The organism is Lacrimispora sp. (assembly GCF_046972725.1).
Lineage (GTDB): Bacteria > Bacillota > Clostridia > Lachnospirales > Lachnospiraceae > Lacrimispora.
The window spans coordinates 236,478-262,892 of record NZ_JBKVXF010000001.1; the positions used below are offsets into that span (position 1 = coordinate 236,478).

The following is a 26,415-nucleotide window of genomic DNA, read 5'->3' on the forward strand; positions in this document are numbered from 1 at the left end:
ATGAAGAAGTATATGTTCTGCTTTCTTTTGTTTGTCACGGCATCGGCGATCTGCCTGGGCGTCGGCTTTATCATTACGAAAGACAGCGTAAGACCGGAAGAAGCTGTGCCGGGCGCCACGCTGGAAACCGAAACGGTGACAGAAGCTCAGATCGTCATAAACCAGGAAGAAGTCCAGCCAGCGAACGCAACGGGAAAAGAAAAATATTATCTTGTCTCAGAGGACGGATATTTACTCGTCCTCTATCAGGATAAGACCACCATCTGCCTTTATACCCATATGCCAGTGACGGATTTTCCGGAGGAAGAACGTGGAAAATTAATGGAGGGCATATGGTTTTCTTCCATGATAGAGGTATTTAATTATCTGGAATCCTATACAAGCTAAGAAATTCTTGAAACAAAGAGGCCGGCTGGTTACAACCGGCTTGTCTGAAGATACAGGAGGATTTTATGAAACAACAGGTAATAGTTGTAGGAGGAGGCGCTTCCGGTCTTACAGCGGCAATTATAGCTGCCAGATCGGGAGCTTCTGTTACAATTATGGAACATACGTCAAAGCCGGGGAAAAAGCTCCTTTCCACAGGAAACGGCAAATGCAACCTGACCAATTTATCCATGCCTGAAGGCGCATATCGCAGCGGTCAGCCGGAATTTGCGGAAAAGGTGCTGAAAAGTTTTACGGTGGAGAATACATTAAAGTTCTTTCAGGATATTGGAATCGTGTTGACGGATAGAAACGGTTATGTATATCCCAATTCCGGTCAAGCGTCTACTGTTTTGGAAGCACTGCTTTTTGAACTAAAGCATCTGGGAGTTTCCATTGTTACCGAATGCAAGGTGGAGAAGATTAAACCTGATTTAACCGTCATAACTGCAAAGGGAAAGAAAAAAGCAGATGCGGTGATTCTGGCAGCCGGTTCCATGGCAGCGCCCAAAACCGGTTCCGATGGAAGTGGTTATGCGCTTGCAAAGGAACTGGGGCATCATATCATTCCGCCTTTACCTGCCCTGGTGCAGCTTAGATGCCAAGAGAAATGGTATAAACAGGCCGCAGGCGTCCGGACGGAGGCTCTTGTTACCTTAAAAACAGATGGAAAAGCAATAGCCTGGGACCGGGGAGAGCTTCAGTTTACGGATTATGGCATTTCAGGAATTCCTGTTTTCCAGATAAGCCGGTTTGCTGCCAGAGCACTCCAAGATGGAAAACAGGTCACGGCAGAACTTGATTTATTTCCGGCTGTTGATTTTACAAAAACTCAGCAAATGCTTATCGAGAGAAGAAAACGCTTTGGTTACAGGCCGGCATCAGAGTATTTAAACGGTGTAATCAATCAAAAACTGATCCCCATACTCCTGCAGGAGGCAGGCATCAAATCAGGCAATGCTGAACAGATCACTCCTGCCCAGATAAAAAATCTCACAGCCGCCTTAAAGGGATTAAAAACAGTGATCACTGCCACCAATTCATATGAGCAGGCTCAGGTGTGTAGCGGCGGAATTGACACCAGGGAAGTAAATGCAAAAACCATGGAATCAAAAAATATAAACGGACTGTATCTGGCTGGTGAAATTCTTGATGTGGATGCAATTTGCGGCGGATATAACTTACAATGGGCATGGGCCAGCGGTGTGTTGGCGGGAAAACATGCAGGAAGAGGAAAAGCATGATCAGAATTAATCAATTAAAGCTTCCGGTGGATCATACGGAAGAGGCTCTTTGGGCAAAAACAGCAAAAACATTAAAGGTTCCTGTAAAAGAGATAAAAGATCTTCAAATTATCAAGCAGTCCATTGATGCAAGAAAGAAGGACGAAATCCATTTTACCTACTCTGTTGATGTAGTGCTTCCAAATGAAGAAACAGTTATACATAAAGCTAAAAATGTAAACGTCGTACTATCTGAAAAAAAAGAATACTGTTTCCCCGGTTCCGGATCAGAAAAGATGTCCAGCCGGCCCGTTATCATCGGTGCGGGACCAGCCGGCCTTTTTTGCGGTGTCATGCTTGCGAGAAATGGCTACCGCCCGATTCTTCTGGAGCGTGGAGAGGCAGTAGAAAAGCGCAGACAGGCAGTGGATGAATTCTGGAAGAATGGTATCTTAAAGCCTGACAGCAATGTACAATTTGGGGAGGGCGGAGCAGGAACCTTTTCTGACGGTAAGTTAAATACCCTGGTAAAAGATCCTTTTATGAGAAACAGGAAGGTGCTTGAACTATTTGTGGAATTTGGCGCAGATCCCTCCATACTTTATATGAATAAACCTCACATAGGAACCGATATATTAAGTGACATCGTAAAACGTATGCGGGAAGAAATCAACCGTCACGGAGGAGACGTTCGATTTAACAGCCGGGTTACGGACTTTATTATAAAAGATGGACGGCTTTCTCATGTGGTCGTGGGGGGCGAAGAAGAGATTCCGGCTGAGATTCTTGTTCTGGCCATAGGGCACAGCTCCAGAGATACATTTGAGATTCTGGAAAAAAGAGGAATTCCAATGGAGGCCAAGGCATTTGCAGTGGGCCTTAGGATTCAGCATCCCCAGGAATGTATCAATAACTCCCAGTATGGCAGCAGGCACCATGATGTATTAGGGGCTGCAGACTATAAGCTGACCCATCAAAGCTCCAGCGGAAGAGGCGTTTATACGTTCTGTATGTGTCCGGGCGGATATGTAGTCAATGCTTCTTCGGAAACAGGCATGCTGGCTGTAAACGGAATGAGTTATCACGACCGGGCCGGAACAAATGCCAACAGCGCCCTGATTGTTACGGTTTCACCTGATGATTTTAGGGGGATGGGACCTCTTTCAGGAGTTGCTTATCAGAGAAAGCTGGAACAGGCGGCGTTTTTAAGCGGTGCAGGCAAAATTCCGGTACAGTTGTATGGTGATTTTAAAGACAACCGGTTATCCACATCTTTTGGAGATGTAGAGCCGGCATTTAAAGGGCAGTATGAATTTGCTTCTGTCAGAGAGTTTCTTCCTGCTTATTTATCAGAATCATTGATCGAAGGAGTGGAAGCCTTTGACCGGAAGATCCGCGGTTTTGCAAGGCGGGATGCCATTCTTGCCGGTGTGGAAAGCCGGACCTCCTCTCCCGTACGTATTCCCAGAAACGAATTTTTTGAATCCGAAATCAAAGGAATCTATCCCTGTGGAGAAGGGGCAGGGTATGCAGGAGGAATCACATCAGCAGCTATGGACGGATTAAAAGTAGCAGAAGCGGTTGCTTCCAGATTTCAAAGGTTTCCCATATAATTGACGAATGTTAAAAAATGATGTAAGATATTTAGCAAAAGAACTGGAGAAAGTGGATGGAAAAATGAACATCAGGGAGCGAGATATACTAAAAGACAAAAAAAGAATTGTAATAAAAATCGGATCCTCATCCTTAACTCATGCCTGCACCGGAGATATAAATCTGACGAAAATCGAAAAACTGGTCCGGGTAATCAGTGATTTAAAGGGAGAAGGCAAGGAGGTTGTATTGGTTTCTTCCGGAGCGATTGCTGCTGGCCGGCAGGCATTGGGACATCATTCACGGCCGGATACGATTGCGGAAAAACAGGCATTTGCGGCAGTTGGCCAGGCCAGGCTTATGATGGTTTATCAAAAGCTTTTTGCAGAATACAATCAAATCGCCGCACAGGTTCTTTTGACGAAGAATACCATGACTCATGACACCAACCGTTACAACGCTCAGAATACATTTGACGAGCTGCTAAAGCTTGGGACCATTCCGATTGTGAATGAGAATGATACGGTTTCTACTTCTGAGATTCCTCTTGTGGATAATTTTGGAGATAATGACCGGCTTTCTGCCATTGTAGCAGCCCTTATTGGAGCTGATTTATTAATTCTTCTATCCGATATTGACGGATTATATTCGGATGATCCAAGACGGAATCCGGATGCAAAATTCATTGGCCTGGTTAAAGAGATTACCCCTGAGCTTCTTCTCATGGGCAAAGCTACTTCCGGCAGCGATGTAGGCACCGGAGGCATGGCAGCAAAGCTGGCCGCAGCCCGGATTGCCACGGATGGAGGGTCGGATATGGTGATTGCCAATGGAGACCATGTGGAAGTGATACAGCAGATCATGGCAGGTGAGGAAAAAGGAACTTTATTTATAGCCCATCCCAACCATGATTTTGATTTAATGAACTACATTAATTACGAGTATTAAGGAGAAACCGATGAACCAGGAAAAAATAGACCGCATTAACGTACTTTACCACAAATCAAAGTCTGTAGGGCTTGACGAAAAGGAACTGGCAGAGCAGGCGGCTTTAAGAAAAGAATACATTGCATCGATCCGTAACAGTTTAAGAGGAAATTTAAATAATATTTCCGTTCAGGAAAAAGACGGTACCATTACCGATCTGGGTAAAAAATATGGAAATGCTAAAGAAAAATGAAATAAGAAAACTTATAAAGGAACAGCGGCAGGGCCTGGATTCAGCTACCGAGCATTTATGGAATGAAACCATCTGCCGGAAGCTGCTTGACCTGCTTGAAATACGCCAGGCCTTCTGTGTTTACTGCTATGCTTCGTTCCATGGAGAAGCAGGGACATGGAAGTTTATCGAGGCGTTACTTACCCAGGGCAAATACATAGCGGTTCCCAAAGTAAAAGGAAAACAACTGGAGTTTTATGCAATAAGCGGAAAGAAAGATCTGGAAGAAGGGGTTATGGGTATTATGGAACCGAAATCCACCTGTTTAAAGATCTATGATCCGGAAGCTCCGGTGATCGTCCCGGGAGTTGCCTTTGATAAAGAAGGGAACCGCCTGGGATATGGGGGCGGATATTATGACCGCTTTTTTGAACGGGAACCGTCTCATCCCCGTTTGGCAATTGCCTATGATTTTCAGCTGCTTGACCGAATCCCGGCAGAACCTTACGACAAGAGGGTTGACCGGATCATTACTCCGAAAGGATTAGATAGGGGGATTTTTCTATGACCATTACAGAAATTGGAAAAAAAGCAAAAAAAATGACCGGTATGATTGGCATCCTTGGTTCTGAAAAAAAGAACGAAGGTTTAAAGTCGGCAGCAGCAGCCCTGTTAGAAGGAACGGCTGAAATTCTTGCTGCTAATGACCGTGATGTGGAAAAAGCAGTAAAATCAGGCATGAATGCAGGTTTGATTGACCGTCTGAAACTGACTTCAGAAAGAATTGAGGCCATGGCAGATGGTCTTTTGTCTGTTGCGGCTCTCGAGGACCCTGTGGGAGAAGTCCTTTCTATGAAGCAGCGCCCCAATGGCCTTGTAATTGGTCAAAAACGTGTTCCGTTGGGAGTTGTAGGGATTATTTATGAAGCCAGACCCAATGTAACGGCTGATGCGTTCGGACTCTGCTTTAAATCCGGCAACGCAGTAATCCTAAAAGGCGGAAGCGATGCTCTTGAATCCAATATTGCAATTGTAAAATGGCTGAGAGCCGGACTTTCAGCGGCCGGTCTTCCAGAAGATTCCATTCAGCTCATTACGGATACGGACCGGGAAGTGACGAGACAGTTCATGTGTCTGCGGGAGTATGTGGATGTATTGATTCCAAGAGGCGGTGCCGGACTGATCAAAGCGGTTGTGGACAACAGCACAATTCCTGTCATTGAGACAGGAACGGGCAATTGCCACATTTTTGTGGATGAGTCTGCGGATTTTCATATGGCATTGGATATCATTTTTAATGCAAAGACACAGAGAATCGGAGTGTGCAACGCATGTGAATCCCTGGTGGTTCATAGAAAGATTGCCGCTGAATTTCTTCCTCTCTTAAAAGAAAGGCTGTCCCTTAAATCTGTGGAAATAAGGGCAGATGAGGAAGCATGTTCAATGATTAGCAGTTTTGTTCCGGCCACAGAGGAGGATTGGGGCCAGGAGTATTTAGATTATATCATATCTTTAAAACTGGTAGGGTCAGTCGATGAGGCCATCAGCCATATAAACCGCTACAGCACCGGGCATTCAGAAGCCATCATCACATCTGATTACGCCAATTCCCAGAAATTTTTAAATGAAATCGATGCGGCTGCTGTTTATGTCAATGCTTCTACCAGGTTTACCGATGGATATGAATTTGGATTCGGAGCAGAAATTGGTATCAGCACTCAGAAACTTCATGCAAGAGGCCCCATGGGTTTAAAGGAATTGACAACAACAAAATATATTATTTATGGAAGCGGACAAATCCGTCCATAATGTGCCGTACTCTGCATATTGTTACAGAATAATTATGTGTTTGAGCATTTCGTTTGAGATTGAAACTAAAATTAGCACTTTTTTAGCGTTTCATATTCGACATAATGTGATAAAATGAAAGCTGTATAAATACATCATTGGTTACAAAGGAGAATATTATGGATTTTTCACTGATTATTGGAATTATTATTGGTGTAGCAGCGCTTTTAACGGGCTATGTGCTGGAACACGGTGTAATATCATCTTTGTTTTTGATTAGCCCCTTTGTTATAGTTTTTGGAGGGACTGTAGGCTGCGTGGTGGCTTCCTTTTCCCTCAATGATATCTCTATGGCTATGAGGGCGATGCTCAAGAGCTTTAAGCATCCCCATTCAGGCAGCATGGAACGCATGATATCCAAGATCTCCATGATAGCGACCCGTTACAGAACCGAAGGGGTAACCTGTCTCGAAGAAATCAGCCGTGATTCTGAGCTTAATCAGGAGGAATATCTGCTTTTGAAAGAAGGCCTGGTATTGATACAGGAATTAAAATCGCCGGAAGACATCCAGTATACTCTGGAGTCTGATATCAGAGCATATGTGCAGCAGAAAAGCATTGAAGTCAGTGTATTTGAAGCTGCAGGGGGTTTTTCGCCGACCATGGGAGTTATCGGTACTGTTATGGGGCTGATCATGGTACTTGCTTCCGGATTTGATGATCCTTCCAAGCTGGCCGGTTCCATTGGTACTGCGTTTATCGCAACTCTTTACGGCGTATTTTTAGCCAATATTGTTTATTTGCCGATTGCAACCAAATTAAAGACACAGTTAAAGAGAAAGCACATTCAGAAGGAAATGGTTGTTGACGGTGTTTGCATGATCGCAAGAGGAAGCACCTCCAGAAATATCGAAAACGAGCTTGCACTTTATTTCCAGGCATTTTCTGATGGCGGAAAGAGATATAAGCAGGGAATCGATAACTAAACAAAGGAGGAAAGTAAGATGGGCAGAAGAAGCATAGAACCCGAAGCCGAAAAAGATAATTCAGAGCGTTGGCTGCTTACATATTCAGATATGATCACTCTGCTCCTGGCCTTATTTATTATCATGTATGGCATGAGTTCTGTGGATTCACAGAAAGTAAAAGAGATGTCACAGGGACTGGAACAGGCACTGAATCATGGCACTTCAAAAACTCAGACAGTCAAAGGCGGTTCTGTTTCTGCAGATAATCTGGAGAATGTATATAAAAGCCTGCAGGCTTACATAAAGGAACGGAATTTGGAGCAGACGATTGATTTGACTTCCACTGGAACGACGATTACCATTCGTATGAAAGATGCGATGTTGTTTAAACCGGACACAGCGGAATTACTGCCGGGAAGCAAGCCGGTCATTGAAGAGATTGCAAGAACTTTGGAAACGATTTATTCGGATATTAACCATATCACAATTACCGGAAATACTGCTGATTTAGGAAACAGGGATGCTTATAATGAAGCGGATTCCTGGCAGCTTTCAGTAAACCGTGCGGTAACGGTCTTAAATCAAATGACTTCTATTGGATTGGAAGCGGATAAGATGTCCATCGAAGGAAACTCGCACTATAATCCGATTGCGTCCAACGATACGGAAGAGGGCAGGGCCAAGAACCGAAGGGTGGAAATTACGATTACAGGCAGTGCAAATTAAGACGAAGGATTTGACTTTTTTAAATTTGTATGATAAGCTGTTGGTATATGAAATAGGAAGGGGTGAAAGAATGGAGTTATAATTCTTGCCGAAGTAACTGCATGAAGAAAAGATAAGATTTAGTCTTTTTTTTCGTGCCTGTTTTGCAAGAATATCACTCCATTCTCAGGCTCTTTTTTTATTGTGTAACAGGTTAAGAGCATATATAGTCCGTGCCAGAAAAAAGTTTGACAGGCGGCTGTGAGAATTGATATCTTGCAGTCATTTTTTATGCAGAAATTTAATTCTGCAAGTATGGAGGTATGTATATGTCGTTAATACAGGTTACGGATTTATCGTTTACTTACGAGGGTGAATATGACCCTGTATTTGAGCATGTATCATTTCAGATTGATACTGATTGGAAGCTGGGATTTACGGGAAGGAATGGCAGAGGAAAAACTACCTTTCTAAATCTTCTGATGAAGCGTTATGAATATTCCGGAAGTATTGTTTCCAGCGTGGAATTTGATTATTTTCCATTTCCAGTGCCAGACCTGGAAAGAGACACTTTGGAAATCGTAGATTCTTTACTTGGAGATTACGAACAATGGCAGCTTAAGAGAGAACTTTCCAGATTACAGGTTACGGAAGATGTGCTGTACCGCCCTTTTTTTACCTTGTCGAATGGGGAGCGTACGAAAATACTTTTAGCTGCACTGTTTTTAAAAGAAGACCGTTTTCTTTTAATTGATGAGCCTACCAACCATTTAGACAGAGAAGCAAGAGAATTGGTCAGCCGGTATTTAAACAGCAAAAAAGGGTTTATACTGGTGTCTCATGACAGAAAATTCTTGGATAATTCAGTAGATCATATACTTTCCATCAATAAGACCAATATAGAAGTGCAAAAAGGGAATTTTTCCTCCTGGTATGAAAATAAACAAAAACAGGATCAGTTTGAACAGTCAGAGAATGAAAGATTGAAAAAAGGAATACGCCGTTTGGAGTCGGCGGCAAGGCAGTCAAAAGAATGGGCGGATCAGGTGGAATCTACAAAAATAGGAAAGAAATCCATGGGACGCGAAAAGTCTATTGATTCCCGGGCTTATATAGGGGAAAAGTCCAGAAGAATGCAGATGCGAAGAAAGAATCTGGAACACAGACAGGATCAGGCAATTGATGAGAAAAAGGGACTTTTGAAAAATGTAGAGGAAGCCGAACGATTAAAACTATATCCCCAAGTGCACCATATGGAACGGATTTTATCCTTAAAGGATGTGGTTCCCTGCTTTGACCGGCCGGTGTGTAAACCGGTGAGCTTTCAATTGGAGCAGGGACAGCGTATTTCTTTGCAGGGAAAGAACGGAAGCGGTAAAACCAGCATTATCAAACTTATTACAGGGGGAAAGGATTTTGGAAGCCGGATGTCCTATGAGGGGACAATCGAAAGGGCAAGCAAAATAAGGATTTCCCATGTGTCCCAGGATACCTCCTTTTTAAAAGGTGGTCTGACAGAATATGCCAAAGCATGTGGGATTGAAGATTCTTTGTTTAAAGCGGTTCTTAGAAAACTGGATTTTTCCAGGGAACAGTTTGAAAAGCAGATGGAAACATACAGTGAGGGACAAAAGAAAAAAGTTCTTATTGCCCGCAGTCTGTGTGAGCAGGCACATCTTTATATATGGGATGAACCGTTGAATTTTATCGACGTATATTCCAGAATCCAGATTGAAGAGTTAATCCTGGAATTTAAGCCTACCATGCTTTTTGTTGAACATGATGAAGCGTTTACCAGCCGTGTCTCTACCCATACGGTACATCTGGAACAAGTGGATTTTTGACTTTGCAATAAATGGTATTTATGATATAATGGGGAAATCGAATAAAAGTAAGAGGTTAAGCAGATGGATTATATAAATATGACTTATGAAGAAGCCTGTCATTACGCACCGGTGGAAGAACCCGCAAGGCAGTACTTTTTTATGGAATACTGCAAGGCATTGCTTCAAAAGCTGCAGGAGGTGTCGGGAAAGGTTCCCTTTACCTTCCATATTGCAACCTTTGGCTGCCAGATGAATTCCAGAGATTCCGAAAAGCTGCAGGGTATATTGGAAACAATCGGTTTTGTGGAAACAGATTCGGAAGAAGCCGATTTTGTACTTTACAATACCTGCACGGTCAGAGAGAATGCAAATCAAAGAGTTTACGGCCGTTTGGGTTATTTAAACAGTTTAAAAAAGAAGAACCCCAATATGATGATTTCTCTTTGCGGCTGCATGATGCAGGAAGAAGAAGTGGTTGCAAAGATTAAAAAGAGTTACCGGTTCGTTGATATTATTTTTGGTACTCATAACATCTTTAAGCTGGCAGAGCTGATGGCAGAACGGCTGGAAAAGAAAAAGATGGTTGTAGATATTTGGGAAGGAACTGACCGCATTGTGGAAGATCTTCCGACTGACCGGAAGTACCCGTTTAAATCAGGCGTTAATATTATGTTTGGCTGTAACAACTTCTGCAGTTACTGCATCGTTCCTTATGTCAGGGGCAGAGAACGCAGCCGAAGCCCAAAGGATATTGTGGAAGAGATCAGAAAGCTATCTGAGGATGGTGTAATCGAAATCATGCTTCTTGGACAAAATGTCAACTCTTACGGAAAAAATCTGGATGAGCCGGTAACCTTTGCGGAGCTTCTCACACAGGTGGATCAGATTGAAGGTCTTGAGAGGATTCGTTTTATGACGTCTCATCCAAAGGATCTATCCGATGAACTGATTGAGGCGATGAAAAATTCAAAGAAAGTATGCCGTCATCTCCATTTACCACTTCAATCGGGAAGCAGCCGTATCTTAAAGGCTATGAACCGGAGTTATACAAAAGAACAGTATCTGGAACTTGTGGAGAAAATCAGGACAGCCATGCCGGATATTTCACTGACCACAGATATTATTGTAGGATATCCCGGCGAGACGGAAGAAGACTTTTTAGAGACTTTGGATGTTGTGAAAAAGGTCCGTTTCGACAGTGCGTTTACCTTTATTTATTCCAAACGTACCGGAACACCGGCTGCCAAGCTGGAAAGCCAGATTCCGGAAGATGTGATCAAGGACCGTTTTGACCGCTTATTGACGGAAGTACAGAAGATATCTTCAGAGGTTTGCGGAAGAGATGAGCATACAGAACAAAAGGTTCTGGTTGAAGATGTGAACGATCATGCAGAAGGCCTTTTGACCGGACGCATGGGCAATAATACAACGGTGCATTTTAAAGGAGATGCTTCTCTTATCGGAAAAATCGTGAATGTGTATCTGGAGGAATCCAAAGGCTTTTATTATATGGGAACTTTGAGACCATAAACATAAGAAAAGAGGATACAAAATAGCATGGCTGGTTTATCACCGATGATGACCCATTACCTGGAGACGAAAAAAGAATATCCTGACTGCATTCTGTTTTACAGACTGGGAGATTTTTATGAGATGTTCTTTGAGGATGCGATAACAGTTTCCAGGGAATTGGAAATAACATTAACAGGAAAAGAATGCGGATTAGAGGAACGGGCACCGATGTGCGGCGTTCCTCATCATGCCGTTGAGACTTATTTGAACCGTCTTGTTCAAAAAGGCTTTAAAGTGGCTATTGCCGAGCAGATGGAAGATCCCAAGCTGACAAAAGGACTGGTAAAGAGAGAGGTTATCCGTGTGGTAACACCTGGAACCATTACAAGCGCCCAGGCCCTTGATGAGACAAAGAATAATTATCTGATGGGAATTGTATACATTGGAGAGACATTTGGAATTGCTGTTGCTGATATCAGTACCGGCGATTTTCTTGTCACTGAGGTTGAATCCGAACGGGAGCTGACCGATGAAATCAACAAATTCACACCATCTGAAATCATCTGCAACGAGGCATTCTATGTCTCAGGAGTGGATATTGAGGAAATCAGAAACCGTTATCAGACGGTTGTTTCATCTCTGGATAATCATTTCTTTTCGGATGAAGTCTGCCGGAAAATTCTAAAAGAGCATTATAAGGTAGGCGCACTCTCCGGATTGGGGCTTGATGATTATGACAACGGAGTGATTGCAGCTGGTGCAGTAATGCAATACATGTATGAGACACAGAAGAACAGCTTATCCCATATCACAACCATTACTCCCTACTCCACCAGTCAGTTCATGATCATTGACACCTCGACCAGAAGAAACCTGGAACTTTTGGAAACGCTGAGGGAAAAGCAGAAACGGGGCAGCCTTTTATGGGTTCTGGACCGTACAAAAACCGCTATGGGTGCCAGAATGCTCCGTACATACATAGAACAGCCGTTGATTCACAAAGCGGAGATTATCAAGCGACAGAATGCTATTGAAGAACTTAACATGAACTATATTTCCAGAGAGGAAATCTGTGAATATCTGAATCCGATTTATGATCTGGAACGTCTGATTGGGCGGATCAGCTATAAAACAGCCAATCCCAGGGATATGATTGCCTTTAAAAATTCCCTTGAGATGCTTCCGTTCATTAAAAATATTCTTGGAGAATTTAACAGCGAAAGATTAAAGGAACTCCATGAGGGACTGGACCCATTAAATGATGTCAGGGAACTGATTGATAGAGCCATTATTGAGGATCCGCCTATTACGGTCAGAGAAGGCGGAATCATAAAAGAAGGTTTTGACGGGGAAGCCGATAAGCTGCGCCATGCCAAAACTGAGGGAAAAAACTGGCTGGCAGAACTGGAAGCGAGGGAAAAAGAAAAAACTGGAATAAAAAATTTAAAAGTAAAGTTCAATAAGGTCTTCGGTTATTACTTTGAAGTTACCAATTCTTTTAAAGATCTTGTTCCGGATTACTTTATCCGCAAGCAAACCCTGGCCAATGCAGAACGGTATACCACCGATGAATTAAAAGAACTGGAGGATGTGATCCTCGGTGCGGAAGATAAGCTTTTTACTCTGGAATACCGCCTGTTTGGTGAAGTCCGGGATTCTGTTGCTGATCAGGTACTCCGGATTCAGCGGACAGCAAGGGCTGTTGCGGAAATCGATGTTCTCGCTTCGTTATCTTCCGTAGCAACAAGAAATAACTATGTAAAGCCTCATATCAATGAAAAAGGTCTGATTGATATTAAAAACGGGCGCCACCCGGTGGTTGAGAAAATGATGCGGGATGATCTGTTTGTTGCCAATGATACTTATCTGGACAATGGTAAAAACCGCCTCTCCATCATTACAGGTCCCAATATGGCCGGTAAATCCACTTATATGAGACAGACGGCTTTGATCGTCCTGATGGCCCAGATCGGAAGTTTTGTTCCGGCGGAAGAAGCCAATATTGGGATCTGTGACCGGATATTTACCAGAGTGGGAGCATCCGATGATCTGGCTTCCGGCCAGAGTACGTTCATGGTAGAGATGACAGAGGTTGCCAACATCCTTCGCAATGCCACAAAAAACAGTCTTATTGTTTTGGACGAGATCGGACGGGGGACAAGTACCTTTGATGGTTTAAGTATTGCGTGGGCAGTGGTAGAACATATCAGCAATCCGAAAATTCTCGGCGCAAAGACTTTGTTTGCCACCCATTATCATGAACTGACGGAGTTGGAAGGTACTATGAACGGAGTCAACAATTACTGTATAGCGGTAAAAGAACAGGGCGATGATATTGTCTTTTTAAGAAAGATCATAAAAGGCGGAGCGGATAAAAGTTATGGAATTCAGGTTGCCAAACTTGCCGGCGTTCCCGATTCCGTCATTGTCAGAGCCAAAGATCTGCTGGCAGAATTAAGCGATGCGGATATTACTGTGAAAGCAAGGGAAATTGCAGAGATCAATTCAAATATTACTCAGAGAAAAGCCGTACCCAAACCGGATGAAGTGGACTTACAGCAGATGTCTCTCTTTGATACAGTGAAAGACAACGACATCATTAAAGAACTGGGAGATCTGGAACTTGGCAATATGACACCGATTGATGCCCTCAATACCTTATACCGTTTGCAGACAAAGCTTAAGAACCGTTGGCAGTAAGAAAAAGGAGCTGATGTCATGCCGAATATAACTGTACTGGACCAAAATACCATTAATAAGATTGCTGCTGGAGAAGTAATTGAGCGGCCGGCATCTGTTGTAAAAGAGTTACTGGAAAATGCCATTGATGCCAAAGCTACTGCGGTGACAATAGAAATTAAAGAAGGCGGCACATCGTTTATCCGTGTAACAGACAATGGCTGCGGGATTTCGAAGGAAGAGGTGCCGCTGGCATTTTTGCGCCATTCTACAAGCAAGATAAAATCAGTAGAAGACTTATTTACTGTCTCATCGTTAGGTTTCCGGGGGGAAGCCCTTGCCAGTATTGCGGCAGTCGCCCAGGTGGAGCTTATTACAAAAACCAGCACAGGTTTAACCGGAACCCGTTATCAGATTGACGGAGGAGAGGAACGGACCCTGGAGGAGATCGGTGCTCCGGAAGGCACTACCTTTATTGCCAGGAATCTTTTCTATAACACACCGGCCAGAAAGAAGTTTTTAAAAACTCCCATGACAGAAGGCGCACATGTTTCTGATCTGGTAGAAAAGCTGGCCTTATCCCATCCGGAAGTATCCATTCGTTTTATTCAGAATAATCAGAACAAGCTGCATACATCCGGGAATCATAATTTAAAGGATATTGTATACACGATATTTGGACGGGAGATTGCTTCCAATCTTTTAGAGGTTTCGGTAAATAAACCGGAGATTTCCATCGAAGGTTATATAGGAAAGCCTGTGATTGCCAGAGGAAACCGGAATTATGAGAATTATTTTATCAATGGAAGGTATATTAAAAGCAGCATAATCTGTCGTGCCATCGAGGAGGCATATAAACCGTTTATGATGCAACATAAATATCCCTTTACCATGCTTCATTTCACCATTGAACCGGAGATGCTTGACGTAAATGTCCACCCTACAAAGATGGAACTGCGTTTCCGGGATGGTGAAATGGTATACCATATGGTATATCAGGCGGTTGCAAATGCCCTTGCCCATAAGGAATTGATCCCGGAGGTGGAACTTGAGAAAAAAACGGAGGATAATCTCCAGAATCTGACAGGGAAAAAGCATGAACCGGCACCGGAACCCTTTGAAAAAAGGCGGCTTATGGCAATGCAGCAGCAGGCTGCCACAGAGGAACTAAAAGAATCATCCCCTGCATTTACGGAAGGGTTCCAAAAGCGTTTAACCCCACAGCCTTCTGCTGACAATGTAAATACGGTGAAGGAACCAGATGATCTTTTGGAGAACTGGCTGAATCCTTTGGCGCAGTCCCGGGCGCCCCTGACCGGCCAGCCGGATGTACCGGTTCAACCGGAAGAAATTCCAGAAGGTTCTTCTGTAAAAGCGGAAAAGCCAAAGCAGATGGATCTGTTTGACGGAAAACTTCTGGAACCCAAAGCCCGGTCCCTGCATAAGCTGATCGGCCAGCTTTTTGATACCTACTGGCTGGTGGAATTTAATGAGCAGCTTTATATCATCGACCAGCATGCAGCTCATGAAAAGGTTTTATATGAGAAAACAATGGCAACACTAAAAACCAGGGAATATACTTCCCAATTGGTTAATCCGCCCATTATTCTCACTTTGAACCGGAATGAAGAAATCCTTCTGAACCAGCATTTAAAGTACTTTACAGAAATGGGATTTGAAATAGAACCCTTTGGAGGCAGGGAGTATGCGGTCCGGGGAGTTCCTGCCAACTTATTCTCCATTGCAAAGAAAGAACTGTTAATTGAGATGATTGATGGTCTGTCAGAGGAAGGTTCCGTCAGTAATTCGGATATTATTTATGAGCGGGTTGCCTCCATGTCCTGCAAGGCAGCAGTCAAGGGAGGCAACCGTCTGTCTTTTGCGGAAGCCAATGAATTGATCGATCAGCTTCTTGGCCTTGAGAATCCTTACGCCTGTCCTCATGGAAGACCTACCATCATTTCCATGAGCAAGTATGAATTAGAAAAGAAATTTAAGAGGATTGTGTAATGAAACCACTGATTATTTTAACCGGACCCACCGCAGTAGGAAAAACCGCACTGTCTATCCGTCTTGCCAAGGCAATCGGAGGGGAAATCATCAGTGCGGATTCCATGCAGGTCTACCGGGGCATGGACATTGGTTCTGCAAAGATTACCAAAGAAGAAATGATGGGAGTCCCCCATCACCTGATTGATGTTCTGGAACCAAGTGAGGAGTTTAATGTAACCGTATTTCAGACGATGGCTAAGGCCGCGGTAGAGGAGATATACTCCCGCGGGCACATTCCCATTGTGGCCGGCGGAACCGGTTTTTATATCCAGGCCCTTCTTAATGATATTGACTTTACGGAAACAGGAGAAGATCCTTCTATAAGGAGAGAACTGGAGAGGATCGCAAAAGAAAAAGGTGCGGAATATCTCCATGGCCTTCTTCTTACCGTTGATCCGGAATCCGCGAAACAGATCCATGCCAATAACGTCAAACGGGTCATCCGTGCAATTGAGTTTTACCGGCAGACAGGGGAACGGATTTCTGAACACAACAAACGGGAACGGGAAAAGAAATCCCCCTATGATTTTCTTTACTTTGTAGTCAATACAGACCGTGACCTCCTGTATCAGAGGATCGATAAGCGGGTGGATGATATGATGGGACAGGGGCTGGTAGATGAGGTGAAAAAGCTAAAGGACTCCGGCTGCACAAAAGATATGGTATCCATGCAGGGGCTTGGATACAAGGAAATCCTTGATTACCTGCAGGGAGAATATTCTCTGGAGGAAGCTCTATATCTGCTGAAAAGAGACACCAGACATTTTGCAAAACGCCAGATTACATGGTTTAAGCGTGAAAAAGACGTAAGGTGGCTCAATCTTCCTGATTATGGTTATGATTTAGATAAGGTACTTAAAAAGATGATAGAAGACATCAACGAAAGGTACGGATTGGAGAATAAGGCAACATGAAAATAGATGCAATGTATGATAAGCTTGGAATCAGCCGGAATGTACTGGAGTTTGGGAAAAAGATTGAAAAGGAATTAAAAGGGCGGTTTGAAGGAATCGATGAGAATGCGGAATATAACCAGATGAAAGTGATCAAAGCCATGCAGGACAATCGTGTCAGTGACATACATTTTGCTGCAACTACCGGTTATGGATACAATGATCTCGGCAGAGATACCCTGGAAGCGGTTTATGCCAGCGTATTTCATACGGAAAGTGCCCTGGTAAGGCCCAATCTGATCAGCGGAACGCACGCGCTTTCCATTGCGCTCTCCGGAAACCTCCGGCCTGGAGATGAACTGCTCTCCCCAGCAGGAAAACCATATGATACTCTGGAAGAAGTCATAGGAATCAGGGAAAGTACCGGCTCTTTAAAAGAATACGGAATCAATTACCGTCAGGTGGATCTTCTGCCAGACGGAACCTTTGATTATGAAGCCATCAAAAAAGCAGTGAATGATAAGACAAAGCTGGTCACGATTCAGAGATCGAAAGGCTATGACACGCGCCCGACCTTCTCCGTTACCCAGATCGGTGAACTCATTGCATTTATAAAAAAGCTGAAACCAGATGTGATCTGTATGGTGGATAACTGTTACGGTGAATTTGTTGAGCGAATAGAACCTTCTGATGTAGGTGCGGATATGATCGTTGGTTCTCTTATAAAAAATCCGGGCGGTGGACTTGCCCCCATTGGAGGCTACATTGCCGGTAAGACAGAGTGTATTGACAGAGCATCCTACCGGCTGACAGCGCCAGGACTTGGAAAAGAGGTGGGAGCCAGTCTTGGACTCAACCAGTCTTTTTACCAGGGACTGTTTTTATCACCTGCTGTTGTGGCTGGCGCTTTAAAGGGCGCAATATTTGCAGCCAATGTTTATGAAAAGCTGGGATACCAGGTGGTGCCAAATGGAAGTGAGTCACGACACGATATTATTCAGGCAGTGACCTTTGGAAATCCAGAAGGAGTTATCGCCTTCTGCCAGGGAATTCAGGCAGCGGCTCCGGTAGACAGCTTCGTAACTCCGGAACCCTGGGATATGCCGGGATATGATGCGCCTGTCATTATGGCAGCCGGAGCGTTTGTTCAGGGCTCATCCATTGAATTAAGCGCTGATGGTCCTATCAAACCGCCCTATACCGTTTATTTTCAGGGAGGCCTTACCTGGTATCATGCAAAGCTGGGTATTTTAATGTCCCTGCAAAAACTTTTGGATACCGGATTGATTCAATTATAAAAAAACGGTATACACAACTGGAAATCTATGCTAAAATATTTTGATAGGTATGGACATTCCTGCCATAAAACCAAAAGGGGTAATAGAGCAGATGAAGCATAAAAACTGCTGGGTACTGCTTCTTCTTATACTTGCCGGTGTTGTATTAGGAGGTTTTGTCGGAAATTTAACTCAGGGAATCTCCGGGTTGTCATGGCTGAATGCGGGACAATCCTTTGGATTTGATACTCCTCTTGTAGTAAATTTCGGAATATTAGTCATTACCTTTGGGATTAATATTAAGATCACTATGGCTGGCATTATAGGGGTGGCGGCAGCCCTCATTACGTATCGGTTCATTTGATTCTTACATATGTCTTTTACGTGCCTGGAGAGTAACGGTCAGGAGGCATATGAAACATATAACCATGAAAGATATTCCTACGGATGAGAGGCCCTATGAAAAGTGCTTGAAAGAAGGGGCTCAGGGCTTAAGCGATGCGGAGCTTTTATCCATCATTATCCGCACAGGTACCAGAGAAGAAAATTCTCTGATACTGGCACAAAAGATTCTGGCCTTAAATTATCCGAAGAAGGGTATTTTAGGGCTTTTACACCTTTCTATGCAGGAACTTATGCAGATTAAGGGAATCGGAAGGGTCAAGGGTGCGCAGCTTTTGTGCATCGGTGAGCTTTCCAGACGGATATGGAAAAAAACTGCCCGCCTGGAGACAGCATCTTTCCATAATCCCCTTGACATTGTCAACTACTTTGTAGAAGATATGCGTCACAGGGAACAGGAGCTTGTATATATCATGCTCTTAAATACAAAAGGAGTCCTGATTAAGGACGTAATGATCTCTCAGGGAACGGTGAATGCTTCCGTAGTTTCTCCCAGGGAGATTTTCATTGAAGCTGTAAAGTATCATGCCGTAAGCCTGGTACTGGTCCACAACCATCCAAGCGGGGATCCCTCCCCCAGCAGAGAGGATATCAGCCTTACAAAGCGGGTAAAGGAAGCTGGGGAGTTACTGGGAATCCGGTTGCTGGACCACATCATTATAGGAGATAATTCCTATATCAGTCTGAAGGAACGGGGAATCTTATAGATGGAATCAAAGCGCAGTAAATATGTTCTTATATCTTTAACCGTATTTTGTGTACTGCTGATCGGTTTAACCTCCATTCATGACGAATGGCTGACGCCGCTTCGGACAGGTGTCGGTTATATTCTGATTCCGGTACAGTCCGGTGTAAATTCCGTTGGATCATCGATTTATGACGAGCTGACCGATTTGACAAAATTAAAAAACGCACAAAAAGAAAATAAAGAGATGAAAGACATTATCACACAATTAACCGAAGAAAATACCAGGCTCCAGTCAGAGGAACTTGAGTTAAACCGCCTTCGTAAGCTTTATGACCTTGACCAGCAATACGGACAGTATGAAAAAGTAGGAGCAAGGGTCATTGCCAATGACTCCAGCAACTGGTTTCAGGTATTCCGTATTGACAAAGGCTCAAAGGATGGCATTGCTGTGGATATGAATGTAGTTGCCGGAGGCGGACTGGTTGGACTTGTTACGGATGTAGGAGCTAATTACGCTACAGTCCGTTCGATTATCGACGATTCCAGCCGTGTAAGCGGTATGGCCATGCAGTCTGGTGACAGCTGCATTGTTGCCGGTGATCTGACTTTGTTTAAAGAGGGAAGGCTGCGGATTACCAATGTCTTAAAGGAAAGTGATTTAAAAGACGGAGATAAGATCGTAACGTCTAACATCAGTTCGGTGTTCCTTCCAGGTCTTTTGATCGGATATGCAGCGGATATAACCAATGACACTAACAACGTCACAAAGTCCGGATATCTGATCCCTGCGGCAGAATTTGACAGTCTGCAGGAAGTTTTGGTTATTACAAAGTTAAAGTCGGAAATGATGAAAGAAGAAAGTCCCTCTGCTCTGCAGCCGGAGTCTGCTTCTCAATAGCGAAAAGGAGTAACATGAGACGTATTTTTTTCAATGTACTGCTGATTATTCTGGCATTTACCATCCAAAGCTGTATATTTCCGTTGCTGCCGTTTTTATCAGCCTCCCCGAATCTGCTTCTGATTCTCACGTTTTCCTTTGGCTTCATGCATGGAAAAGAAGCCGGGATGTATTATGGGCTGCTTTCAGGACTTTTAATGGATCTTTTTTACACCGGACCTTTCGGTTTCTACACACTGATTTTTCTGTATGTCGGGTATGTTAATGGTATCTGCACCAAATACTACTATGAAGATTATATCACCCTTCCATTAATACTCAGCGTATTAAACGAATTGACTTACAACTTATACATCTATGTTTTCCGGTTCCTGATTCGTCAGAAGGTCAGGATTGGGTATTATTTTATCAACATAGTGCTTCCGGAAATAATCTTTACGGTTGTAACGACACTGCTTCTTTACCGGGTATTAATGATTTTGAACCGTCATTTGGAAGAGATAGGAAAAAAAGGGGATTCAAACATTGTTTAAGGATTTAATGGAAATTTTTGCAGAGTTTTTAAAAAAGGCGGTTTCTTCGCGGCTTTTTGTTCTGGGAGTTGTCTGTTTTGCCATGTACGCCGGATTAATCAACAAATTATTCAACATGCAGATTATTAATGGAGAAAAAGCCCTTAATGAGTACATGCAGCTGACGGAACAGACCATTACCACAGCCGGTACAAGAGGCAATATATATGACCGGAACGGAAAGGTGCTGGCTTACAATAAACTTGCTTATTCCGTGACTGTGCAGGATACGGGAGCATATAAAGATTCTGCATCCAGAAATAATATGTATTTAAGACTGGTAAAGATACTTCAAAGACACGGAGAAACGATACAGGGTAAATTCGAAGTAGCTATTGATCCTAACGGAGACATGGTCTATACTTCCTCCTCCGAGTCAGGAAGAAAGCGCTTTTTGAGGGATTATTACGGCATAAAAAGGGTAGAGGACTTAGATGATGAAAAGGGAGACTATTCTTCTAATTTGAGTGCAAGAGAACTTTTTGAACGTGCCTGCAAGGAAAATGGCCTATCTGAATTAAAAGATGAGCAAGGAACCCCGGTCACCCTGACAGACCAGGAAGCTCTTGATATTATTAATATTAAATATGCACTCCGTCTTATGTCTTACCGCAAATATGAATCGACGACTGTGGCAACACAGGTATCTGATGAAACCGTAGCAGATATCCTGGAACATCTCAGTGATATGCAGGGGGTTAACGTAGAAGAAACCACCATTCGTGCATATAATGACAGCATTCCTTTTGCGCCGGTGATCGGTTATACCGGAAAGGTTCCGGAGGATCAGCTGGAAGGGCTCCAGCAGAAAAAAGAGGATTATGATATCAATGACATCGTTGGACGGACAGGCATTGAATATACCATGGAACACGACCTTCAGGGCACAAAAGGAAAAAAGACCATATACAAAGACAGTGTGGGGCGGATTCGGGAAACAAAAGATGAAACCGACGCTTCCGCAGGAAACGATGTATACCTGACTCTGGATGCAGACCTGCAAAAGGGAATTTATCACCTGATCGAACAGTCTCTTGCAGGTGTTTTAATTAAAACCATTGTAAATGGGGATTATCAGGCAGGCAGCACTACGGACGGCTCCAATATGAAGATCCCGGTAAAAGATGCATATTACCAGCTTGTGAACAACAATGTGCTTTCCCTGAAAGCGCTGGAAGAAGCCGATGCCTCTGAAACAGAGAAGAATATCTACCGAAAATATGTTTCTTCCCAGGAGCAGATTTTCACCAGCTTAAGGAATGAACTGATGAGTGATCATTCCACTGCTATGAAAGATCTCCCTGAAGATATGAAAGCATATATGTTTTATATTTACTCCTATTTGTCCGGTCCTACGGTGGGAATTATAAACGAAGATTCCATTGATACCTCCAGTGAAGAGTATCAGGCATGGAAGTCCGATGAAATCAGCCTGCGGAATTATTTATATTATGGAATTGCAAAAGGCTGGGTAGACACCACCAAGTTGGAAACCGGTTCTAAATATACCAATGCAGATGATACCTTTGAACAGCTTGTCAATTATGTGCTGGGGAATCTGGAAGGGGACCGTAATTTTACCAAAAGAATTTATCGTTATCTGATCAACGATGATATTATAACCGGTCAGGAATTGTGTCTGGCTTTATATGACCAGGGAGTGTTAAATGATGACGGGCAGGATGCAGCGGAGCTGCGGGCAACCGGAGATGCCTATACATTTCTGTTGAAAAAACTGTCCAAACTGGAAATCACACCGGCCCAGCTGGCTCTCTATCCCTGTAATGCAGGCGTTGTAGTGACAAGCGATAAAACCGGAGAGGTTCTGGCTCTTGTATCCTATCCGGGATATGATAATAACCGGATCGGTGATGGCACCTATTTCAGTCAGCTCCAGTCAGATTTATCATTGCCGCTTTATAACAATGCAACCCAGACCAGAAAAGCCCCAGGATCTACCTTTAAGCCGATTACCGCAGTAGCTGCTTTGGAGGAACATGCGATTACCATCGATGAGACCATTAACTGTACGGGTATTTATACCGATGTGGAACCACCGATCAAATGCTGGATCTATCCTGGCCATCATGGGCCTTTAAATATTATCGGAGGCATTGAAAACTCCTGTAACATATTCTTTGCGGATTTAGGGCATCGGCTATCCATGGATGCAAGCGGTGTATATACACCGGATGTGGGCCTTGATGCTTTACGTAAATACGCAGCCATGTTCGGACTTGATCATAAGTCTGGCGTGGAAATTGCAGAGCTTGATCCCCAGATATCCAAAGATGCTCCGGAGCGTTCTGCCATGGGACAGGGAAGCCATGCATACACTAATGTTCAGCTTTCCAGATATGTGGCAGCCATTGCAAACAGAGGAACCGTTTTTGAACTCAGTTTGCTGGATAAAACAACGGATTCTGAAGGTAATCTGATAAAAGATTATACCCCTGAGATTTCTTCTCATATTGACGCAGCGGCTACAACGTGGGATACTGTACAACAGGGAATGAGACAGGTGATTGCAAATGGTACATCAAAAAGGTTGTTTGCAGACCTTGAAGTGGAGATTGCAGGCAAGACAGGTACAGCCCAGGAAGCCCGCAACAAACCGAACCATGCGTTCTTCATTTCTTATGCGCCATATGACAATCCGGAAATCTGCGTTACCGTGAATATTCCTTACGGCTATTCATCCTCCAACGCGGCCAATATAGCGAAGAATGTCTATAAGTATTATTATGGCTATACAGACTTGGAATCTATTGTCAATGCGGGTGCCCTGGATGCAGCGAAAGTCAACATTCGCGATTAACTAGGATAAGAGGTGATATGATGCATAATACCGTAGTGATAAAAAGCAACAGAGCAGGTATGATTGTCATCCTGGACCCGGATATCCCTTTCCCTCAGCTTCTTTCTGATGTTGGGAAAAAATTTGGGGATAATGCAAAATTCTGGGGATCTGTACAAATGACCCTGACCTTAGAGGGCAGGCAATTAACTTCAGAAGAAGAGTTCGCAATCATTAATCAGATTACGGAGAATTCTAATGTGGAAATCATCTGTCTGGTCGATACGGATGCAAGTCGATTGGAACGATGTGAAAAAGCACTGAACGAGAAACTAATGGAATTGTCCTGTCAGACAGGACAGTTTTTTAAAGGCAATCTGCAAAGCGGAGAGACTTTGGAATCAGAAGCCAGTATCGTTATTATCGGAGATGTATGCAAGGGAGCAAAAGTTCTTGCCAAGGGAAATGTAGTTGTTCTTGGCAAGATCACAGGAACGGTATGTGCCGGTGTAGCCGGTAACAGGAATACGTTGATAACCGCTCTTGAGATGGCTCCGCTGCAGCTTCGGATTGGAGACTGCACCGCTGGTCTTGACGGACGGGGCAGGCGGTTAGGGAGGGGCCCTATGAAGGCTTATCTGGAAAATAATAAAGTCATTATAAAACCAATGAAAAAAAGTATGGAAATATTCCGAAAATTAAGGTAAAATAAAATAAGGTATAAAAGCAGGAGGATATGGTATGTGTGAAATCATCGTAATCACTTCTGGAAAAGGCGGGGTAGGCAAGACGACAACTTCTGCCAACGTCGGTACCGGACTTGCGATTCTTGGTAAAAAGGTAGTTCTGATTGATACAGATATCGGGCTACGTAACCTGGACGTTGTAATGGGTCTGGAGAACCGGATCGTCTATAATTTAGTAGACGTGGTAGAGGGGAACTGCCGTATGAAGCAGGCCCTGATTAAAGACAAAAGATACCCGAATTTATTTTTACTGCCCTCTGCACAGACGAGGGACAAGACTGCAGTCACTCCCGGACAGATGGTAAAGCTGGTTGACGATTTGAGAGATGATTATGATTTTATTATCCTCGATTGTCCGGCCGGGATTGAACAGGGGTTTCAAAACGCCATTGCCGGTGCAGGCAGAGCAATTGTTGTCACGACACCGGAGGTTTCTGCAATCCGGGATGCGGATCGGATCATCGGGCTTTTAGAGGCCGCTGATATGGGACGCATTGAACTTATTGTCAACCGGATACGGGCAGACATGGTCAAACGCGGAGATATGATGTCATTGGATGATGTCATGGACATCCTTGCCGTCGATATTATTGGTGCTATTCCGGATGACGAGGACATCGTCATTTCCACAAACCAGGGGGAACCGCTTGTAGGTATGGGAACCCCGGCTGGGCAGGCTTATATGGATGTCTGCAGGAGGATCATCGGAGAAACCATTCCGATCCAGAACCCTGCTTTGCGCGAAGGCCTGTTTTTCAAACTCTCGAATCTCCTAAAGAGAGCATAGGAGGGTTTGACATGAGCCTGTTTCCTGTGTTCCGTAAGAAGAATTCAGGAGAAATTGCAAGAAATCGTCTAAAACTTTTGCTGGTTGCGGACAAGGCTGACTGTTCTCCTGAAATCATGCAGATGATAAAAGACGATATGGTCCGTGTAGTTTCAAGATACATGGATATTGATTCCGACAGAATAGAGATACAGATGAAGAAGTTAAAGCTGCCGGATTGTGAGCGTTTTACACCGGTGCTTTATGCTAACATCCCTATTCGCGATGTACCTGAAAAGGGGATATATTAATATGTTTTCAGAATTTAATTTAAAGCACTATAATTACCGTTTGGTCTTGTACATGCTGTCGTTATCTGTTATAGGGATTCTGGTTGTGGCCAGCGCTTCCAATCAGGATTCCGCTACGGTAACGAAACAGATAATAGGTGTAATGGTGGGATTTGCTCTGGCAATTGGAATTTCCATCATAGATTATCATAATATCACAAAGTTGTATGCTTTGGTTTATGCAGGCTGCATTCTTTTATTGGGTGCAGTTCTTGTTATGGGGCATACGGCAGGAGGGGCCACCAGATGGATCAATCTTCCTGGTATTGGACGAGTCCAGCCCTCTGAATTTGTAAAAATCGGATTAATTGTATTTTTCTCCTGGTATTGGAATAAATATCAGGAGAAGATGAATATGCCGGTCATGGTAGGAATGGCTGCTGGACTTGCTGCCATTCCTATTGGCCTTATTTTTGCAGAACCAAACCTGTCTACCAGCCTTGTGACTACCATCATTATCCTTTGTATGGTATATTCCGCAGGAATCAGTTACCGCTGGATCGGCGGAGTGCTTGCGGTGGCAGTGCCGGCAGGTGCACTTTTTATTTTCCTGCTGACAAAGGGACTAATTCCTTTTATTCATGACTATCAGGCACGGCGTATCCTTGCATGGATCTATCCTCATGCGGAGCAATATGCAGAGAATCTGTACCAGCAAAAAAATTCAATTATGGCAATCAGTTCCGGCCAGCTTCAGGGGAAGGGACTTTTTAATACGACCATCGCATCAGTCAAAGATGGGAACTTTTTATCAGCCGGGGAAACTGACTTCATTTTCGCCATTATCGGCGAAGAAATGGGATTTCGAGGCAGTGCTATTGTCATTCTTCTTATTGGTCTTGTTGTTTTTGAATGTCTCTATATGGCATCCCGTGCCAGGGATATGTCAGGAAAACTGATTTGTACCGGCATGGCTGCTTTAATTGGTTTTCAGGCATTTGCCAATATTGCTGTAGCTACACAGATTTTCCCGAATACAGGCCTCCCCCTCCCGTTTATCAGCTCGGGAGTCAGTTCTCTTATCAGTATATTTATGGGCATGGGACTGGTGCTGAATGTTGGATTGCAACGCAAAATCGGTAATTAAAAGGAGGT

Annotated in this window: 24 protein-coding genes; all 24 read left to right on the forward strand. The window is 43.7% G+C overall.

Going from position 1 to position 26,415, the window contains the following annotated elements; all coding sequences use genetic code 11:
• The 24 genes from ACLTWA_RS01150 (at position 1) to ACLTWA_RS01265 (ending at position 26,407) form a co-directional block, all read left to right on the forward strand.
• Positions 1-387, forward strand: a complete 387-nt coding sequence (locus ACLTWA_RS01150; RefSeq protein WP_412325720.1) for a hypothetical protein — start codon at positions 1-3, stop codon at positions 385-387.
• A gap of 50 nt (positions 388-437) precedes the next feature.
• Entirely contained in the window at positions 438-1,670 is a 1,233-nt protein-coding gene (locus tag ACLTWA_RS01155) for an NAD(P)/FAD-dependent oxidoreductase (RefSeq protein WP_412327154.1), read from the forward strand.
• A complete protein-coding gene (locus tag ACLTWA_RS01160) occupies positions 1,667-3,262 on the forward strand; it encodes an NAD(P)/FAD-dependent oxidoreductase (RefSeq protein ID WP_412325721.1) in 1,596 nt (531 codons plus the stop codon). Before ACLTWA_RS01155 ends, ACLTWA_RS01160 begins: the two co-directional genes overlap by 4 nt.
• Positions 3,263-3,326: 64 nt before the next feature.
• Positions 3,327-4,190 (forward strand): glutamate 5-kinase, encoded by an 864-nt coding sequence (gene proB, locus ACLTWA_RS01165; RefSeq protein ID WP_412325722.1) that lies wholly within the window; start codon positions 3,327-3,329, stop codon positions 4,188-4,190.
• 10 nt (positions 4,191-4,200) lie between these two features.
• Positions 4,201-4,422, forward strand: a complete 222-nt coding sequence (locus ACLTWA_RS01170; protein WP_412325723.1) for a DUF896 domain-containing protein — start codon at positions 4,201-4,203, stop codon at positions 4,420-4,422.
• The gene (locus tag ACLTWA_RS01175; protein ID WP_412325724.1) at positions 4,400-4,969 is read left to right on the forward strand and encodes a 5-formyltetrahydrofolate cyclo-ligase; all 570 of its coding nucleotides are present in this window, start codon (positions 4,400-4,402) and stop codon (positions 4,967-4,969) included. Before ACLTWA_RS01170 ends, ACLTWA_RS01175 begins: the two co-directional genes overlap by 23 nt.
• Positions 4,966-6,210, forward strand: a complete 1,245-nt coding sequence (locus ACLTWA_RS01180; RefSeq protein ID WP_412325725.1) for a glutamate-5-semialdehyde dehydrogenase — start codon at positions 4,966-4,968, stop codon at positions 6,208-6,210. Before ACLTWA_RS01175 ends, ACLTWA_RS01180 begins: the two co-directional genes overlap by 4 nt.
• Positions 6,211-6,368: 158 nt before the next feature.
• Positions 6,369-7,175, forward strand: a complete 807-nt coding sequence (locus ACLTWA_RS01185) for a motility protein A (protein ID WP_412325726.1) — start codon at positions 6,369-6,371, stop codon at positions 7,173-7,175.
• 18 nt (positions 7,176-7,193) lie between these two features.
• Complete coding sequence (locus tag ACLTWA_RS01190; protein WP_412325727.1) at positions 7,194-7,883, forward strand: flagellar motor protein MotB; 690 nt, start codon at positions 7,194-7,196, stop codon at positions 7,881-7,883.
• Positions 7,884-8,191: 308 nt separating this feature from the next.
• Positions 8,192-9,706, forward strand: a complete 1,515-nt coding sequence (gene abc-f, locus ACLTWA_RS01195; protein ID WP_412325728.1) for a ribosomal protection-like ABC-F family protein — start codon at positions 8,192-8,194, stop codon at positions 9,704-9,706.
• Positions 9,707-9,769: 63 nt separating this feature from the next.
• Positions 9,770-11,218 carry a tRNA (N6-isopentenyl adenosine(37)-C2)-methylthiotransferase MiaB gene (gene miaB / locus ACLTWA_RS01200; protein WP_412325729.1) on the forward strand — a complete coding sequence of 483 codons (1,449 nt, stop codon included), beginning with the start codon at positions 9,770-9,772 and terminating at the stop codon, positions 11,216-11,218.
• Positions 11,219-11,245: 27 nt separating this feature from the next.
• On the forward strand, positions 11,246-13,900 hold the full coding sequence (gene mutS / locus ACLTWA_RS01205; protein WP_412325730.1) for a DNA mismatch repair protein MutS: 2,655 nt from the start codon (positions 11,246-11,248) through the stop codon (positions 13,898-13,900).
• Between the two features lie 18 nt (positions 13,901-13,918).
• The gene (mutL, locus tag ACLTWA_RS01210; protein WP_412325731.1) at positions 13,919-15,889 is read left to right on the forward strand and encodes a DNA mismatch repair endonuclease MutL; all 1,971 of its coding nucleotides are present in this window, start codon (positions 13,919-13,921) and stop codon (positions 15,887-15,889) included.
• Entirely contained in the window at positions 15,889-16,845 is a 957-nt protein-coding gene (miaA, locus tag ACLTWA_RS01215; RefSeq protein WP_412325732.1) for a tRNA (adenosine(37)-N6)-dimethylallyltransferase MiaA, read from the forward strand. Before mutL ends, miaA begins: the two co-directional genes overlap by 1 nt.
• On the forward strand, positions 16,842-18,122 hold the full coding sequence (locus ACLTWA_RS01220) for an aminotransferase class I/II-fold pyridoxal phosphate-dependent enzyme (protein ID WP_412325733.1): 1,281 nt from the start codon (positions 16,842-16,844) through the stop codon (positions 18,120-18,122). The genes miaA and ACLTWA_RS01220 overlap by 4 nt, the downstream gene beginning before the upstream one ends.
• A 91-nt stretch (positions 18,123-18,213) precedes the next feature.
• Positions 18,214-18,465, forward strand: coding sequence for a DUF4321 domain-containing protein (locus ACLTWA_RS01225; protein ID WP_412325734.1), 252 nt, complete (start codon positions 18,214-18,216; stop codon positions 18,463-18,465).
• A 49-nt stretch (positions 18,466-18,514) separates the two neighbouring features.
• Positions 18,515-19,210, forward strand: coding sequence for a RadC family protein (gene radC / locus ACLTWA_RS01230; RefSeq protein ID WP_412325735.1), 696 nt, complete (start codon positions 18,515-18,517; stop codon positions 19,208-19,210).
• Positions 19,211-20,089 carry a rod shape-determining protein MreC gene (gene mreC, locus ACLTWA_RS01235; RefSeq protein WP_412325736.1) on the forward strand — a complete coding sequence of 293 codons (879 nt, stop codon included), beginning with the start codon at positions 19,211-19,213 and terminating at the stop codon, positions 20,087-20,089.
• A 14-nt stretch (positions 20,090-20,103) separates the two neighbouring features.
• Positions 20,104-20,622: a rod shape-determining protein MreD gene (gene mreD, locus ACLTWA_RS01240; protein WP_412325737.1), complete on the forward strand. Its 519-nt coding sequence runs from the start codon at positions 20,104-20,106 to the stop codon at positions 20,620-20,622.
• Positions 20,615-23,479, forward strand: a complete 2,865-nt coding sequence (locus tag ACLTWA_RS01245) for a penicillin-binding transpeptidase domain-containing protein (RefSeq protein WP_412325738.1) — start codon at positions 20,615-20,617, stop codon at positions 23,477-23,479. Before mreD ends, ACLTWA_RS01245 begins: the two co-directional genes overlap by 8 nt.
• A 20-nt stretch (positions 23,480-23,499) precedes the next feature.
• Positions 23,500-24,165 (forward strand): septum site-determining protein MinC, encoded by a 666-nt coding sequence (gene minC, locus ACLTWA_RS01250; RefSeq protein WP_412327155.1) that lies wholly within the window; start codon positions 23,500-23,502, stop codon positions 24,163-24,165.
• 34 nt (positions 24,166-24,199) lie between these two features.
• Positions 24,200-24,991 carry a septum site-determining protein MinD gene (gene minD, locus ACLTWA_RS01255; protein ID WP_412325739.1) on the forward strand — a complete coding sequence of 264 codons (792 nt, stop codon included), beginning with the start codon at positions 24,200-24,202 and terminating at the stop codon, positions 24,989-24,991.
• A gap of 11 nt (positions 24,992-25,002) precedes the next feature.
• Positions 25,003-25,281 carry a cell division topological specificity factor MinE gene (gene minE, locus ACLTWA_RS01260; protein ID WP_412325740.1) on the forward strand — a complete coding sequence of 93 codons (279 nt, stop codon included), beginning with the start codon at positions 25,003-25,005 and terminating at the stop codon, positions 25,279-25,281.
• A 1-nt stretch (position 25,282) separates the two neighbouring features.
• Entirely contained in the window at positions 25,283-26,407 is a 1,125-nt protein-coding gene (locus ACLTWA_RS01265; protein ID WP_412325741.1) for an FtsW/RodA/SpoVE family cell cycle protein, read from the forward strand.
• Positions 26,408-26,415 lie beyond the last annotated feature (8 nt).

Coding starts and splice junctions, on each gene's coding strand:
- miaA (WP_412325732.1), top strand. CDS start 15,889: ATGAAACCACTGATTATTTTAACCGGACCCACCGCAGTAGGAAAAACC.
- mutS (WP_412325730.1), top strand. CDS start 11,246: ATGGCTGGTTTATCACCGATGATGACCCATTACCTGGAGACGAAAAAA.
- proB (WP_412325722.1), top strand. CDS start 3,327: ATGAACATCAGGGAGCGAGATATACTAAAAGACAAAAAAAGAATTGTA.
- ACLTWA_RS01225 (WP_412325734.1), top strand. CDS start 18,214: ATGAAGCATAAAAACTGCTGGGTACTGCTTCTTCTTATACTTGCCGGT.
- mreC (WP_412325736.1), top strand. CDS start 19,211: ATGGAATCAAAGCGCAGTAAATATGTTCTTATATCTTTAACCGTATTT.
- miaB (WP_412325729.1), top strand. CDS start 9,770: ATGGATTATATAAATATGACTTATGAAGAAGCCTGTCATTACGCACCG.
- mreD (WP_412325737.1), top strand. CDS start 20,104: ATGAGACGTATTTTTTTCAATGTACTGCTGATTATTCTGGCATTTACC.
- minE (WP_412325740.1), top strand. CDS start 25,003: ATGAGCCTGTTTCCTGTGTTCCGTAAGAAGAATTCAGGAGAAATTGCA.
- radC (WP_412325735.1), top strand. CDS start 18,515: ATGAAACATATAACCATGAAAGATATTCCTACGGATGAGAGGCCCTAT.
- ACLTWA_RS01175 (WP_412325724.1), top strand. CDS start 4,400: ATGGAAATGCTAAAGAAAAATGAAATAAGAAAACTTATAAAGGAACAG.
- abc-f (WP_412325728.1), top strand. CDS start 8,192: ATGTCGTTAATACAGGTTACGGATTTATCGTTTACTTACGAGGGTGAA.
- ACLTWA_RS01180 (WP_412325725.1), top strand. CDS start 4,966: ATGACCATTACAGAAATTGGAAAAAAAGCAAAAAAAATGACCGGTATG.
- ACLTWA_RS01170 (WP_412325723.1), top strand. CDS start 4,201: ATGAACCAGGAAAAAATAGACCGCATTAACGTACTTTACCACAAATCA.
- mutL (WP_412325731.1), top strand. CDS start 13,919: ATGCCGAATATAACTGTACTGGACCAAAATACCATTAATAAGATTGCT.
- ACLTWA_RS01160 (WP_412325721.1), top strand. CDS start 1,667: ATGATCAGAATTAATCAATTAAAGCTTCCGGTGGATCATACGGAAGAG.
- ACLTWA_RS01150 (WP_412325720.1), top strand. CDS start 1: ATGAAGAAGTATATGTTCTGCTTTCTTTTGTTTGTCACGGCATCGGCG.
- ACLTWA_RS01190 (WP_412325727.1), top strand. CDS start 7,194: ATGGGCAGAAGAAGCATAGAACCCGAAGCCGAAAAAGATAATTCAGAG.
- ACLTWA_RS01220 (WP_412325733.1), top strand. CDS start 16,842: ATGAAAATAGATGCAATGTATGATAAGCTTGGAATCAGCCGGAATGTA.
- ACLTWA_RS01265 (WP_412325741.1), top strand. CDS start 25,283: ATGTTTTCAGAATTTAATTTAAAGCACTATAATTACCGTTTGGTCTTG.
- minD (WP_412325739.1), top strand. CDS start 24,200: ATGTGTGAAATCATCGTAATCACTTCTGGAAAAGGCGGGGTAGGCAAG.
- minC (WP_412327155.1), top strand. CDS start 23,500: ATGCATAATACCGTAGTGATAAAAAGCAACAGAGCAGGTATGATTGTC.
- ACLTWA_RS01185 (WP_412325726.1), top strand. CDS start 6,369: ATGGATTTTTCACTGATTATTGGAATTATTATTGGTGTAGCAGCGCTT.